Source organism: Flammeovirga sp. SJP92, assembly GCF_001583495.1.
In the GTDB taxonomy this organism is placed as follows: Bacteria; Bacteroidota; Bacteroidia; order Cytophagales; family Flammeovirgaceae; genus Flammeovirga.
This window is the reverse complement of sequence record NZ_LQAQ01000111.1, coordinates 160,061-174,418: the sequence shown is the minus strand read 5'-3', so window position 1 is coordinate 174,418 and position 14,358 is coordinate 160,061. Positions and strand designations below refer to the sequence as shown.

General features: G+C 34.0%; 11 protein-coding genes. 7 read left to right on the top strand and 4 right to left on the bottom strand.

Features of this window, described 5'->3' with window-relative positions; all coding sequences use genetic code 11:
* The first annotated feature begins 35 nt into the window (after window positions 1-35).
* The gene (locus tag AVL50_RS28775; RefSeq protein WP_062620870.1) at window positions 36-536 is read left to right on the top strand and encodes a nuclear transport factor 2 family protein; all 501 of its coding nucleotides are present in this window, start codon (window positions 36-38) and stop codon (window positions 534-536) included.
* Window positions 537-538: 2 nt separating this feature from the next.
* Complete coding sequence (locus AVL50_RS28770; protein ID WP_082796051.1) at window positions 539-1,039, top strand: nuclear transport factor 2 family protein; 501 nt, start codon at window positions 539-541, stop codon at window positions 1,037-1,039.
* A gap of 157 nt (window positions 1,040-1,196) precedes the next feature.
* On the opposite strand, the gene AVL50_RS28765 is transcribed toward AVL50_RS28770, so the two are convergent.
* Entirely contained in the window at window positions 1,197-2,597 is a 1,401-nt protein-coding gene (locus tag AVL50_RS28765; protein ID WP_062620868.1) for a polysaccharide biosynthesis C-terminal domain-containing protein, read from the bottom strand.
* Window positions 2,598-2,762: 165 nt separating this feature from the next.
* Here AVL50_RS28765 and AVL50_RS28760 point away from each other — a divergent pair, with 165 nt between their 5' ends.
* The 4 genes from AVL50_RS28760 (at window position 2,763) to AVL50_RS28745 (ending at window position 6,048) form a co-directional block, all read left to right on the top strand.
* Window positions 2,763-3,227, top strand: a complete 465-nt coding sequence (locus AVL50_RS28760; RefSeq protein ID WP_062620866.1) for a GreA/GreB family elongation factor — start codon at window positions 2,763-2,765, stop codon at window positions 3,225-3,227.
* A gap of 27 nt (window positions 3,228-3,254) precedes the next feature.
* Window positions 3,255-4,076 carry a hypothetical protein gene (locus tag AVL50_RS28755; RefSeq protein WP_157491653.1) on the top strand — a complete coding sequence of 274 codons (822 nt, stop codon included), beginning with the start codon at window positions 3,255-3,257 and terminating at the stop codon, window positions 4,074-4,076.
* Window positions 4,077-4,202: 126 nt separating this feature from the next.
* The gene (locus AVL50_RS28750) at window positions 4,203-5,483 is read left to right on the top strand and encodes a hypothetical protein (RefSeq protein WP_062620863.1); all 1,281 of its coding nucleotides are present in this window, start codon (window positions 4,203-4,205) and stop codon (window positions 5,481-5,483) included.
* Window positions 5,484-5,661: 178 nt separating this feature from the next.
* On the top strand, window positions 5,662-6,048 hold the full coding sequence (locus tag AVL50_RS28745) for a methylglyoxal synthase (protein ID WP_062620862.1): 387 nt from the start codon (window positions 5,662-5,664) through the stop codon (window positions 6,046-6,048).
* 108 nt (window positions 6,049-6,156) lie between these two features.
* Here AVL50_RS28745 and AVL50_RS28740 read toward each other — a convergent pair whose 3' ends face one another.
* Window positions 6,157-8,154: an LruC domain-containing protein gene (locus tag AVL50_RS28740; protein ID WP_062620860.1), complete on the bottom strand. Its 1,998-nt coding sequence runs from the start codon at window positions 8,152-8,154 to the stop codon at window positions 6,157-6,159.
* Window positions 8,155-8,482: 328 nt separating this feature from the next.
* Entirely contained in the window at window positions 8,483-9,856 is a 1,374-nt protein-coding gene (ffh, locus tag AVL50_RS28735; RefSeq protein ID WP_062620858.1) for a signal recognition particle protein, read from the bottom strand.
* Window positions 9,857-10,340: 484 nt separating this feature from the next.
* Here ffh and AVL50_RS28730 point away from each other — a divergent pair, with 484 nt between their 5' ends.
* On the top strand, window positions 10,341-12,371 hold the full coding sequence (locus tag AVL50_RS28730) for a tetratricopeptide repeat protein (RefSeq protein WP_062620856.1): 2,031 nt from the start codon (window positions 10,341-10,343) through the stop codon (window positions 12,369-12,371).
* Between the two features lie 92 nt (window positions 12,372-12,463).
* Here AVL50_RS28730 and AVL50_RS28725 read toward each other — a convergent pair whose 3' ends face one another.
* Window positions 12,464-14,329 carry a DUF349 domain-containing protein gene (locus AVL50_RS28725; RefSeq protein WP_062620855.1) on the bottom strand — a complete coding sequence of 622 codons (1,866 nt, stop codon included), beginning with the start codon at window positions 14,327-14,329 and terminating at the stop codon, window positions 12,464-12,466.
* Window positions 14,330-14,358: the final 29 nt, after the last annotated feature.

Here is a 14,358-nt window from a genome sequence, read left to right as displayed (position 1 = left end):
AATGATGAACTTTGTACTGTACAAAAAAAACAGTTATGAAATCATTATTCATCCTTTTATTTTCTCTTCTAACCTTAGGCTCATATGCACAGTCTAAGGTTGCTCCAGCACAAACCGTTACTCAATTATTCATAGCCACTGATCAAAAAGATTGGCAACAAGTAGAAGACGTTTTCAATGAAAAAGTAGTATTGGATTATTCTTCTATGAATAACAACCCTGCAACAAGTCTTAGTCCACAGGCAATCACAACAGCTTGGAAAACTATTCTACCTGGGTTTGAACACACACATCATCAAGTTGGAAATTTCATTACTGAAATAAAAGGTAATCAAGCCACAGTATTCTGTTATGGCACTGCTAAGCATTATCTTCCTGATGACAATGGAAACGTTTGGACCGTTGTAGGTTCTTATGATTTTGAACTGATCAAATCGGGTAAAGGAAATTGGAAAATCTCTTCCATGAAATTCAACTATAAATATCAAGATGGCAACACTTCATTGCCTAGTAAGGCTATTCAAAAAGTAAAGTAAATATGATAAGATCTATAATCGCTTTCAGTTTAATTGTATTATTAACGAATTGTTCTATTTCACAAAAAGATACTTCATCAACAATTGGAAATCGTAATAAAGCTCAGGTAAAGGCTTTTTTCTCCGCACTAGAAAACGAAAACATTGATGGTTTGGTAAAATTATTCTCTGAAGATGCAAAACATATTAATCCGTATTCTTCTGGTTTATTTTTAGAAGGCGCCAACGGAAAAGAAGGAATTAGAAATTACTGGACACCTGTTTTTGGCAATTTTGATGGAATGAAATTTCCCATTGAAGAATTATACGCAATGGAAGACCCCTCTATTGTTTTCGTGAAATACAAAGGCGAAATCAAATTAAAAAATGATGCAGGGGTTTATCAAAATAATTACTATTCCACTTTCAAATTTGATGATCAAGGATTCATTACAGAATATGTTGAAATCTTTAATCCGATAGTGGCTGCCAGAGGTTTTGGAATGATAGATCAAATTAAATAAAATACTTCTCAAGTGTATATATAAACAGAGTTTGATTCAATTATCTAAAGATCGAACTTTATTCAAACAGAGTGGTAATTCATACTTAAAGATTGTGTATGAAAGTTTAAGAAGGCCTTTCAATTTTTGAAAGGTCTTTTTGAGGTCAATAGCATTACTAAACATGTTTGAACCAGCTTGATTTAAAATAAATAGCAGTAATCATGACCCCAACCATAATTGTCAAAACACCCTTAACTAACACAGTAAATTCAACGATTTCTAATGATAAAAACAAAACTCCCAATATCACTATCATTGTAAATAAAATCTCCAATTTATTAAACCCTTTTAAAGTTGATATTGGAAGAAAAAAACTAATAAAACCATACACTAAATAGCTAATAAAAGTAGCTATTGCAGCGCCCATGATTCCAAAAAATGGCAACAATAATAAGTTCGCTACTACATTAAAAACAGTAACTCCGATGGAAAGGTGTGATAAAAACTTTGTTTTTTCTTTAAATTCAAGTATTGAAGTACTCAATAGAAAGTAAGGCCGATAGTTCATTGTTATGATTATCACAATAGCAATTGGATACACGTCTTTGAGGCTTTCATTCTTGACCAACAAATCAAAAATCTCTCTAGTCCATATGCTGATACACATGGTTCCTAGAATGAATAAAATTGAAAGGCTTCGAATAATATGTTGTGCTTGCTGTAACTTATTATTTTTGAATAGATCAACGATAACGGGCACAACTGCCAATCTCACACCGTTACTTAATTGAAAAACTTTATCTCCTATGGAATAGGATAAATTGTATCTACCAATGGCATTTATAGGAACATTTGAAAATTCCATCAAAACACGATCAGAATAATCCAGAATATAGGCGGAAAAATGATGAGGCAATGTTGATGTTCCTAATTTTAATAATGGTTTCAGTTTTGAGTAAGGCCTTAACACAGGATAAAGTTTTTTCCTAAAAAAGAGTGAAATGAACGAAATCCCCATCAAAATACCACCCACTGCGTTTGCATAAAACCATCCCATATAGCCCATTTCCAAAAAGGCAATACAATAATAATTCATAGAAGCCACGACCAACCCAACCCCAACAGTTCTATAAAACAATGCTTTCGGTTTTATATTCAACTGATAATAAAGAGAACCAATAAAAGTAAGTGTTGAATTAAAAAAGATGGGCAATCCAGCTAAAGTAATGATGACAAGTTGATTATTTTGAGCTTCAGAAGGTATTACAAAATAAAGAACTATGCTCTGAATTATTACAAAAGGAAAGTTCCAGATTAATAAAATACCCAGTACTTTCCTCCAGATCCAAATATACTTTTGAGGGTGATTGTAATATGCATTCGTGATCACAATCGTCAATCCTAAAAATTGAAACAGCCCCAACCCTACCATAAAGGCATTGACCACGCCATAAAGTCCATAATCAAAAGCCGTCAAATGAGGAGTGATCAAAGGAAGTAAAAGCATATTGACTACCCCGACCAATTGGGGAGCAATTCCGTAAAGAAAAGAATTGGATAGTACTTTTTGAAGCATAGTTATACGTTGATACTTCGACAAAGTAAATAGGAATAATAATTGTATTCAAAGATTAAAAGCAATTTATATGAATCTAAGTGATAGGATTACTTAAAAATTCAAACTGCTTTATCATAATTTTCCTATTTATTCATATTTTTGTTTTTTAATTATTTAAAGAGAATGAATAAATCTACTTATATTACAAAAGAAGGAATGGAGTCTCTGCAAAATGAAGTGCAGGAGATTTGGGAAGAAAGAAAAGTGGTAACTCAAGCTGTAAGTGATGCAGCTGCTATGGGAGACCGCTCTGAAAACGCCGAGTATATTTATGGCAAGAAAAAACTTCGTGAAATAGACGGACGCTTGACTTACCTAAGAAGAAGAATTAATACATTAAAGGTTTTTGATCAAAAAGTGGATGATACTAGAGCCATGTTTAGTGCTTATGTGACATTCAAAGATCAAACAAACAGAGAGATGACGCTTCGTTTAGTAGGTCCAGATGAGGCCGATATTAAAAAACAAAGTATCAGTATTGCTTCTCCTATCGGCAAATCATTATTGAATCAATCAGTTGGTGACGCTGTTGAGGTAACAACACCGGCAGGAAAAAAAACATTTACAATTCTTAAGGTTAAGTATTAACCCCATATAAGTACAATGATGAACTTTATGACTAAAAGATTTTTTTTAAGTACAGTGATTACACTGTTAATCTCTCACTTTACATTTGCCCAAGATCTTTATGTATTACATGTTAGTGGTGATATCTTAAATACCACCAACAATGTAAATCTAAAAGTTGGTGACATGATTAGTCAGGATGCTTCTCTTTCTTTTGGCTCCAATAATGCCAAAGCAATTGTAATTGGAAAGAGTACTGGCAAGATGCTTTTAGATGGCAGTAAGAGTAAAAAAACTCCTACTGGAGAATTTATGAGTCTAGTGTCCGAAGTATTATTCCCTATTCAGTCCAACAAACAAATGAGTACTCGAAGTGTGCTTTTTGAAACAGTCGCTGATATTAGTGATTATTTCAACGGAGATGCTTATGTATTTATCACCGATTCTCTGATTTTGGATATCAACCAAGAGAAGTACCCTCTTAATGAGGAAAAGCAGATGGCTTTAAGGTTTACTTCTGGCGAAGAAATATTCAATAGATGGATTCCGAATTTTGGAGACAACAAGCTTCTGCTAGAAAAAGATAGCTTATTTGAAGGTGCCAGCTTAGATGAAATTGAAACTGTTGATGTTTACTATGTGGTAAAAGCAACTAGAAAAATTGATCATATTGGAAGTTTTGATCCTATTTTTGTGAATCAAGAACAGCTTAAAGAAGAACTGATTTCTTTAAAGTCTTTCTTGACTACAAATCAAACTTCAAAGGTGGAAGAAATTCAAGCTGAACTTTATCAATATGTGTTGGACATTTACGGTCAAACAGATTTTGAAATGTTTAATGAGTGGATCAAAAACGAAGGAATTATTTAAGCACATGTTTTTGAAAACTTTAATTTGGTTTCAAACATGTACAAATCAAAAATATATTCCCTACAAAAAGCAAGGCATTATTATTGTCTTGCTTTTTTTATGATTTCAGATTTTTAATAGTACAACATGACTTCCGAAAAAAAAGACAAACGTTTAATTTATAGAATGCAGCGGAATAAGTCTCTGATGTGGGGACTATCTTCCATTAATGCAATTATTATGATGGTGGGGCTATTGTTTTACATGACAATCGTTTATGTAATGCCTGATGAAATTCTTTTGATTGAATTGATGTCTGCCACAAGAAATGCATTATTCAAAGCAGAGGAAAAGCCTGCTAAAGACCGTTTCCTCTTTGTCAACTGTTCTTGGGAAAAAGACCTTACAGCTAAAGTAGACACCAATAATTTTGTAATTGGCAATGTAGATATCACCAACAGAAAGTCTATTACAAAATTCCTTTCACTTCTGAATCAAAACCCTGACAATCATGAATTCCTCTTGGTCGATATACGCTTCTATGACAAATCAGAAGATGACAGTCTGATGGAAGCGGAATTCCAAAAGGCAAAAAATACAATTGTATCCTATCATAAAGGAGCTAATAATGCCCCCAAATATCCCGTGGTTGATGTTCCTTTGGGGTTGTCTGATCTACAGGTTCAGGAACTAAATCATGAAGAAACCATTACATTGAAATATCATTTGATGCAAGGAGATTCTCTTAAAACAACTCCACTGTTAATTGCGGAGCAGATTTATGGAGACACTTTAGAAAGAGGATATTTCTTTAGTAAATTCAGAGGAAACTACATGCTCAATGGCTACATCTTGGATTATCCAATTCGACCTTATGACCTGTTTGTTGCCAACAATTATACTTACATTCAGATGCATGAATTACTAAGTATGCCTCCATTCCTAGTGGAAGATTTCACCAAAGATAGGATTATTGTATTAGGTGATTTTGAAGACCGAGATATTCATAAGACAATCTATGGTTTTATGCCTGGGCCACTAATTCTTACCAACGCTTTTATTACTTTAGAAAAAGGCTACAATAAAATCACTATTGGTTTCTTCATATTCTTGTTCATTTGCTTCACGTTTATATCTCATAAAGCATTGACATTTAAAGATCCAATTACTGTATTTATGCAGAAATTCTTTGAATCTGATCACTTTTTGGTGGAATTATTACAAGATTCTCTTTTCTACCTCATTTATTTTGCGGTAATGTCAGTGATCTCTTATACTTTATTCAACATTCACCTTACAATTCTGATTCTTTCTTTCTATATGTATGCCTTAGAGCAAGGTTTACTTTTCTATAAAGAATGGATTGAAGAAAAAGATGCTGAGGCAGAGAAAAAAGTTGACTCTGAAGAACTACAAGAAGATGAATAGTAAAGCAAACAGACAAAATGTATTTCAAAATACCTGATAACTTTTGTCTTAATGGTTTTAGTAATATAGATCATCCTATTTTATAAAAATAGTATTGTATTTTGGAGCATGTTTTGAGGAAGTACTCATTACATGCTCTTTTTTTGAGCTAAATCAAATAAACTCGATATTTAATAATATGCATACTGAATTCAAAAAAGTAGCAATGATTGCTCACGATGGCAAAAAAGCAGAGATGGTGGGCTTTTTCAAAGATCACATGGATGTTCTTGAAAATATGAATATTGTTGCAACAGGTACAACAGGTAGTCATTTAGTAAAAGCTGGACTTGAAGTAGATTGTAAACTTTCTGGACCAAAAGGTGGTGATGCTCAGATTGCCGCACTAGTTGCTGAAGGTGATGTGGATGCAGTATTCTTTTTTAGAGATCCGCTTGGAAAGCACCCACACGAACCAGATGTTCAGATGTTGATGAGAGTTTGTGACTTATATGATGTGCCATTGGCAACAAACCCTGCTTCAGGACACTTATTAATGGAAGGAATTAGAAAATTCTCAAAGTAGATTAACTTCTTTGTAAAAAAAAGAGAGTCACCATAAAATATATTATGGTGACTTTTTGTTAAACTAGTTGTGAGTTTGAAGAAGTAATTTCTTCAACGTGGTGATTTTCTACTGGTCGAGATACATCAAATCCGTTTTTCGATTTCCAGCATCATCAGTGTACCAATTTCTTCGGTTCACTCCAGCACTTTCAACAAACTCTCTAAAGTTTAAGTATGCATTTGTAATATCTATACTCTCTTTAGGTGGATGAAACTTATGAGCGATGTGCAATCCCCATGGGTGACCATCTGCTGTTTTATAATTTCCACTATCCTCACCTGATGTTCTTAACGATTGATCATATTTAGATGTTGGAGTACCATTCGCTAAGTGCAATTCATTTGCTCTGTTCTTATTGATAAAGATAAATGGATTGAAGTCTTCGACAGGGAATGAACTCATGTCTACAGGAGTAACAAATGTAGTTTCAATCACAAACTCATCACTCTTTCTGATATCTCCATTTCCTTTCACTAATCCAAAGTGATTGTCAAAAACAATCATGACCGGCACAGAAGGGTCAATACCTGTTTCCAATCCTTTTGCATCCAATGAAACTACATCATTGAGGATTTTTGCTCCTGTAATACTTGCAATTGAATCCGCATGAATAGGCAATTGGTAGGCAAAACCACAAGGAAGATCCGATCTTACAGATTTCACTAAGAAAGTAGAATATACTTTCACTACTTTATTCTGTCCATTAGCCACAAAATTATGTCTGTATTGCACCATAATATCATTGAAATCATAATCCCCTTTTTGTGGATATAAATCTTCAAAAGCAAAAGTTCCAAAACCATTTTCACCAGGAGTATAATTATCAAATGCCTTGTCTGGATCATCAGGATAATTATCAAATCCATCTACTACACCATCATTATCGGAGTCCTCTCCTTCAAAATCACTTTCTCTACATCTGAATGAAGTTAGATCATTCATTTTTCTACCCATTGTTGCTACTTCGATGTATGAACCATCTTTCACATCCATATAGATCAATTTACTATCACTATGATTGGTTGATGCATAGATATAATCGAAACGATCAATAGTAACACCTGTGAGATAGTGAGGAAAATTATCAGCACTAATTCTAGTAGCATCCAAGTTTGTACTATCCTCATTCACAGCTAAACGGAATAAACCTCCAGAACAAGCCTGATAAATTGTACCATCAGAAGCAAAGGTTAAATCCCCTCCACCATTTTGGTTATTTGCAATTCCTGATCCAGTTAATGTTTTCACAACACTTCCATCACTCGGATCAATCATAGCATAGTTATTACCATTACCAATATACAGTAATCCATCCCATTTATTAAAAGCCATACGTGGATAACCACTATCTAATGAACTAATACCTGTTGTTAATTTCTTGATTGTAGATGTTGTCTGTGCCTCTTTATCATAAGAATACAGCGTTCCTTTAACATCATAGTAGAATATATTATTCTCTTGATCATAAGCCATTGCATAACCTCCAGTATTGATGGTTCCGTAATCCGTTTGATCATAGGTATCACTCTCAATTGCTATACTGAAAAAAGCACCTTGGTGATTCATTGCATAAACGTAATCTTCACAGCCTGCCAATGCTCGTCTGTTCGATGCAGTCATTTCTTGTGCTAACTTATCAAAGTCAACTTCTACTTCATTGCTTGTAATACTTACTAACTTATACCATTCTTTACCTTTAAGTCTTTTGACTATATATAATTTCTCTACATAGGAAGGTAATGTCACTCTGTAAGTAGAAATACCTTCTTCATTTGAGATCGTGTTTCCAAGTTTTGTATAATTACCTTGGTCATCCATCATGTAGATTGAATACAATGCTTTACCTGTGAATGCAGACGAAGAAATTGCAATATTAAAAGATTGAGTTACATCATAGTTAAAATCAGCAGGCACCTCAATATCATTCACACTGCTGTTGGGTTGGGCGGTTGGATCATTATTTAAATCATCATTGATTTCCTCTTCCACTGTCTTTGTACAAGAAGAGATCAATCCGACAAGAGATAATATCAAACCTATTCTAATTAAGGATTGAATATTCATTGGGTTATAAAAATTAGGTTACAAAGTTTTACAAATGCACTACTATAACACTACTTGTGTTTAATTCATTCCAATTATGTAAGTTTGAATAACTTAAAAAAGAATAATGTAATTAAATCTTCAAAATTATTTTAATAATTAAGGTGCTTATTAAAATAATACAATAAAATGACAGAGAATATATTAACTTATGAAGTTTAATAGAATCAAAAGTAGGTATCAAATACACCGCCTTACATCAAACTGATCAAAACACTTTTTCATACAAAAACAAAAAAACCACTCCGATAAACAATCGAAGTGGTTTTCTTTTCAATCTAGGTTAAGATTATCTCTTTTTCCCGCCACCTAAACGGCTACGTAGAGATCCTTTCTTTTTACCTTTCATTTTATTGCTCATACCTGGGATTCCAGACATTTTATTTACTTTTTTCATCATCTTACGCATTTCTTCAAACTGCTTGATCAAGTTGTTCACTTGTTGCACTGAAGTACCAGAACCATTTGCCAAACGTTTCTTACGTGATTGGTTTAAGCTATCTGGGTTCATTCTTTCGTAAGGAGTCATTGACTGGATGATTGCTTCCACTGGCTTGAACGCGTCAGAATCAATTTCTTGATCTTTCACCATTTTGTTCAAACCTGGAACCATACCGATCAAATCTTTCAAATCACCCATCTTTTTGATGTGTTGGATTTGAGATAATAAGTCATTAAAATCGAATTGGTTCTTTCTTAATTTCTTATTTAATCTTCTTGCTTCTTCTTCATCGAAAGCTTGTTGAGCTCTTTCTACTAATGAAACAACGTCACCCATACCAAGGATACGCTGTGCCATACGATCTGGATAGAACTCATCTAAAGTATTTTCTAGTTTCTCACCTGTTGAGATGAACTTAATTGGCTTATCTACTACTCTTCTAATCGAAAGAGCAGCACCACCTCTTGTATCACCATCTAACTTTGTAAGAACAACACCATCAAAATCAAGACGATCATTGAAAGTTTTAGCAGTATTTACAGCATCTTGACCAGTCATCGAATCCACTACGAAAAGTGTCTCTGAAGGATTCAAAGCTTTTTTAACTGCTTCAATCTCCGCCATCATTTGCTCATCAACAGCCAAACGACCTGCTGTATCGACCACAACAATGCTTTTACCGTTTTCCTTTGCAAATTTTACAGCGTTCTGAGCAATCTCTACAGGGTTTTTGTTTTCACGCTCCGTGTAAACATCCACACCAATTTGCTCACCCAATGTTTCCAACTGATCAATGGCGGCAGGTCTGTAAACATCCGCTGCAACTAATAATACTTGTTGGCCTTGTTTTTTTAATCTTAATCCAAGCTTACCTGTAAAAGTAGTTTTACCAGAACCTTGTAGACCAGAGATCAAAACAGTTGCTGGGTTACCTTGAGGTGTAAAAGCGACCATTTCGCCACCCATCAACTCAGTTAATTTATCACTTACAATTTTAGTGAATAATTGACCTGGTTTTACGTCAATAAGAATGTTCTGTCCTAAAGCTTGCTCACGAATCTCATTCGTAATTTCTTTAGCTACTTTAAAGTTAACATCGGCTTCTAGTAAAGCACGACGAATCTCCTTTACAGTTGAAGCAACGTTAATTTCACTGATCGAACCTTCACCTTTTAGGTTTTTAATGGCACGATCAATCCTGTTACTAAGATTATCAAACATATATTATATGAATTCCTTGTATTAATACTATTTCTAATTAGTCTGCAAAAATAAAATTTTAACGGATCAATTACAATAAATAAACTCCTTCAATAGTGATTATTTTGAATTAAATAGTAACAACATCGCTCCAAACTTAGTAGCTTCCTTATTATTAGAGAATTACGAAAAACATCAGAAAAGTGACACAAAATCCATTTCAACTGCAAATCAGCAGTTTAGTGGAACGATAGATTTTTTGAGCTACATTAAATCAGTTACGTTTAAGGTTAGAATGAAAAATTTTCTTTAAAAAGTTGAAAAAATATTCGGCTTTGATATAAGAAAATACAATTAATCTGTGTTATAGTATTATAAGATTAAATTTATCATCTTAAGAAATTAGCTTTTGAATTTTGGACCCCAAAATAGTAGGTCAGTTTGTCAATCAAATTTCACTCGAAAGAAGGTCCAGAATCCACTAAATATCATATTCATAACTATAATGATATATACCAATAGATTATATCTGTATACTTTTGTAATTTTCTTTTCTTTAGCCTTTGATAACTCTTTTGCTCAAGATGTGGAATCATTGAAGAAGCAAGCCAAATTTAACAATGACCCTGAGGCTTGGTATCAGCTAGGACTTACCTATGAAGAAGGACAAATTGAGAAGAAAAATGTAAAAAAAGCAAGTCAGTATTATGAAAAGGCGGTTTTACAAAACCACCCCGCTGCCGCATTGCATTTAGCTAAAATCAAGGAAGCTAAAGGTGAAACTACTGAAGTCATTAAGCTATACAATATTGCTGCTAAAGGTAAAAATGCTGAAGCACATTACATTTTAGGCAAGTATTATCAAAAGGGTCAAATTGTTGGAAAAGATCAAGATAAAGCAATCTACCATTTATTAAGGTCATGGGATCAAAATTTCAAAGACTCAGATGAATTATTAAAAGATTTAGACTTAAATACTTACGCTAACAAAAACACAGATATTTTCTATCAGAAGTACTTAGGCGACAGTGGAAATGCTCAATCTGAATATGCTTTAGGTCTAGCTTATAAAAACGGTGATGAAGTACCCAAAGACTTGAATAAGAGCTTTGATTTACTTACTAAGGCCGCCGATAAGAATCATCCTGAAGCTCAATATGAATTGGCATTATTTTACAAAAATGGACTTGTAGGAAACAAAGATTCCAGAAAAGCAGTTTCCCTATTGCTTAAATCTGCCAACAATAATAATAGAGAGGCGATTCAGATGTTGTCTAAAATGGACATCAAAACTTTCGTTGATCCCAACAACCTTGAATATATTCAATACAAAGCAATTGCTGATAATGATGCGGAAGCACAATATGAATTATATTTGCTTTATGCCAACAAGAAAAATCCAACAAAAGAAGATGAATTGAAAAAAGTTGAGTTTTGCCAAAGAGCTGCGCTTCAAGATTATCAACCTGCCATGTTATCCTTAGCAGATTTATATTTCAATGGCACTCCTCCACTCCAAAAAAGTGCAACTTCAGCTTTCAAATGGAGAAGACAAGCCGCTTATGTGGGGTCTGACTCTGCTGAATATTTATTGGGCAACATGTATGCAATGGGTGAAGGCGTGGCACAGAGTGAAGCTTCTGCTATTAAATGGTATATGAAAGCCGCAAACCATGGTGTTTATTCTGCAAAAGTAGCTTTAAAGCAATATGACATTTCTAAATATTTAGATAAAAGTGACCTTGAGTATGCTACTTACTTGGCAAACCAAGGTAATCTTGAAGCTCAATTAATGTTAGGTAAATACTATTTCAAAAAAGAAAAGCTATCTGCTATTAATTGGCTCAGTAAAGCTGCAGGGCAAAATTCGGCTGAGGCTGAACTGTACTTAGGTGATATTTATAAAGATGGAAAATGTCAGACGGCTCAAGATCTAGGAAAAGCTGAGAACCATTATCAAAAAGCTATTGCGTTGGGTAATCAAGATGCCTACTTGAAAATGGCACAACTTTACGCTTATCAAAAAAATAACCAGGAAGTTAGTGCTTCGGCGAGCAAACCTGAAGCCATGAATTACGCCAGCCAATATATGACCAGATCTGTTGCAGTGGATAGTAAAGATACAGATACTAATCCTGAGGCCTATTTGATCATTGCTGACATCCAAATTCAAGAAAAAAATTATGTTGAGGCGATTAAGCAGTATGACCTTTACATCAAAAGTTTTGACGAAGCCAACGGCAATCATAAGGAGTTTATTGATGTTCTAAACAAACAAGCAAATGCTTACGCGTCGATAGATGAGGTCAATAGTGCTTTACTTCAGATTGACATTGCTTTGGCTAAATCTGACGATTTCAGTCAGCTGAAAGGATTCAAAGAAGAGTACTCAAATATCAAAGGAGAACTATTTTACACTCAAGCAGCTTTATTATTCCAAAAAGGAGATAAATACAAAGCTTGTAATGGTTTTCAGAAAGCGAAAGCTTTGGGAATTAAAATAGAATCAAAATATGAAGATCTTTGCATGAATTAAGAGTTACTATTCTTTTTATTTTATGTAAAAAAATAAGGGCATTCACAGTTAAATTGTGAATGCCCTTTTTAATATGACTTTTATCTTAAAAATTAAGATTCCATGCTTCTAATCACTTTCAATTGATCTTTCAATTTAGCAACCTCAACTTTCGCTTCATCAATCTTTACATTGTACTCTTCTAACAGTTTATTCGCTGTTTTAGAGTTAGCAAAGAAAGCTAAGTTATTTTGCCATAAAGCAATATCATCCTCTAAGTTTTTGATACGAGTTCTGATATTTTGTTCTTGGTTTCTCAAACGATTACCGCCACCTGGCAAGTGGTTGAATACGGAAGCCAATGCTTGTAATTTACCTTTTTCGTCTAAATCTTCAGAGTTACCTACATACTCCTCCACTACTGCGACAAATTTGTCTACAATAGTATCTTTTTCTTTACGAGGTACAAAACCGATAGCAAAGAATGCTTCTGCTTTTTCATCTAACAACTTTTGGTCGAAAGCAGCCTTATCAGCAACAAGTTTAGAAATCTCTAAACATACTTCTTCTTTCTTCTTCAAGTTTTCAATAAACTCTTTAGATTCTTCCTGACGTTTGTTACGCTTTCTTTCGAAGAATGCATCACAAGCTGCCTTGAATTCAGCATATACAGAATCTCTGAATTTTTCAGGAACTGGACCAATACCTTTCCACTCTTTTTGTAAAGCGATCAATGCATCAGCTGTAGCATTCCAATCCGAAGATTCTTTTAATTCTTCTGCTTTTTCAACTAAGGCTTTTTTCTTCTCTAAGTTTACTGCTCTTTGAGCTTCTAATACTTCAAAGAATTTGTTTTTGTTGGCAAAGAATTGCTTGAAGTTTGCCCAGAATTGCTTGTTGATACCATTTGCCACTTCTCTTGGAACTGGACCAATTGCCTCCCACTCTTTCTGCACTTCTAATAATTTCTTTGTCTCCTCGTTCCACTCTTTGATACGATCTGTATCGAAAGTTGAGAAAGGTTCTACTTTCAAGCATAATGCTTGCTTCAATTTCATGTTTTCTTCCAACACTTTCTTGAACTCTTCAGCATGCTTTCTCTTCAAGTCGTAGATCTTATCTGAAATCTCTTTGAATGCATTCCAGATATTATCTTTTTCCTCTTTTGGAACTGGACCAATGTTTCTGAACTCTTCGTGATACTGGTTTAATGAAACTACAGCTTCATTGATATTTTCAACATCAAGAAGTTTTTGTGCTCTTTCGATTAAACCTTTTTTCGCTTTTAAGTTCTTTTGTCTATCCAACTCTTTCAATTCAAATTCAATGCTCATTTGATCATAGAATCTGTCTAAAAGAGCTCCATAAGTTTTATAGATTTCTTCAGCATTTTGTTGAGGAACCGCACCAATCGTTTTCCATTGTGCTTGCAATTCCTTCACTTTGTTCATTACTCCTTTGTCATCAGTTGTTTCGATCAACTCTTTCACTTGAGCAATAATACTACGCTTTTTCTTTAAGTTATCATCACGCATTTTTTGCATTTGCTCAAAATGTTGACGACGACTTGTTCTAATTGTACCGAAAGCTTCGTAAAATGCTTTTGCGTCAGCATCTGCATATTCAAAACCTTCTACATCACCATTGCTAGCTTTGAATTCCTCACGAGCTTTAGCTTCTTCTTCCTTTCTTAGAGGTTCAAAAACTTCTTTGATTTGCTTCGCGATTTTCTCAGCTTTAACAACATCAGAATTACCTACTAGCTTTTGGATTTCTTTTAATAACTCTTCTTTTGAGTGACTAGAGAAATCTACATCTTCTTGTAATTCTTCTTCTACTGTTTGTGAAGACTCATCATCACCGAAATCCGCAACGTCATCGCCCATATCAGCAACATCGTCTAATTGTGGAGCAGTGTTTTCTACTGCATTTGAATCTTGGATTTCGTTTGCCTGAGTTTCGTCTTGTGGTGTACCCATCTTAAAAAGCGGTTAAAAGTGCATCAATA

Bases quoted from the DNA above. Each gene is read 5' to 3' on its own strand.
- AVL50_RS28775 (WP_062620870.1), top strand. From the start codon at position 36: ATGAAATCATTATTCATCCTTTTATTTTCTCTTCTAACCTTAGGCTCA.
- AVL50_RS28745 (WP_062620862.1), top strand. From the start codon at position 5,662: ATGCATACTGAATTCAAAAAAGTAGCAATGATTGCTCACGATGGCAAA.
- AVL50_RS28765 (WP_062620868.1), bottom strand. From the start codon at position 2,597: ATGCTTCAAAAAGTACTATCCAATTCTTTTCTTTACGGAATTGCTCCC.
- AVL50_RS28730 (WP_062620856.1), top strand. From the start codon at position 10,341: ATGATATATACCAATAGATTATATCTGTATACTTTTGTAATTTTCTTT.
- AVL50_RS28755 (WP_157491653.1), top strand. From the start codon at position 3,255: ATGACTAAAAGATTTTTTTTAAGTACAGTGATTACACTGTTAATCTCT.
- AVL50_RS28770 (WP_082796051.1), top strand. From the start codon at position 539: ATGATAAGATCTATAATCGCTTTCAGTTTAATTGTATTATTAACGAAT.
- AVL50_RS28760 (WP_062620866.1), top strand. From the start codon at position 2,763: ATGAATAAATCTACTTATATTACAAAAGAAGGAATGGAGTCTCTGCAA.
- ffh (WP_062620858.1), bottom strand. From the start codon at position 9,856: ATGTTTGATAATCTTAGTAACAGGATTGATCGTGCCATTAAAAACCTA.
- AVL50_RS28750 (WP_062620863.1), top strand. From the start codon at position 4,203: ATGACTTCCGAAAAAAAAGACAAACGTTTAATTTATAGAATGCAGCGG.
- AVL50_RS28740 (WP_062620860.1), bottom strand. From the start codon at position 8,154: ATGAATATTCAATCCTTAATTAGAATAGGTTTGATATTATCTCTTGTC.
- AVL50_RS28725 (WP_062620855.1), bottom strand. From the start codon at position 14,329: ATGGGTACACCACAAGACGAAACTCAGGCAAACGAAATCCAAGATTCA.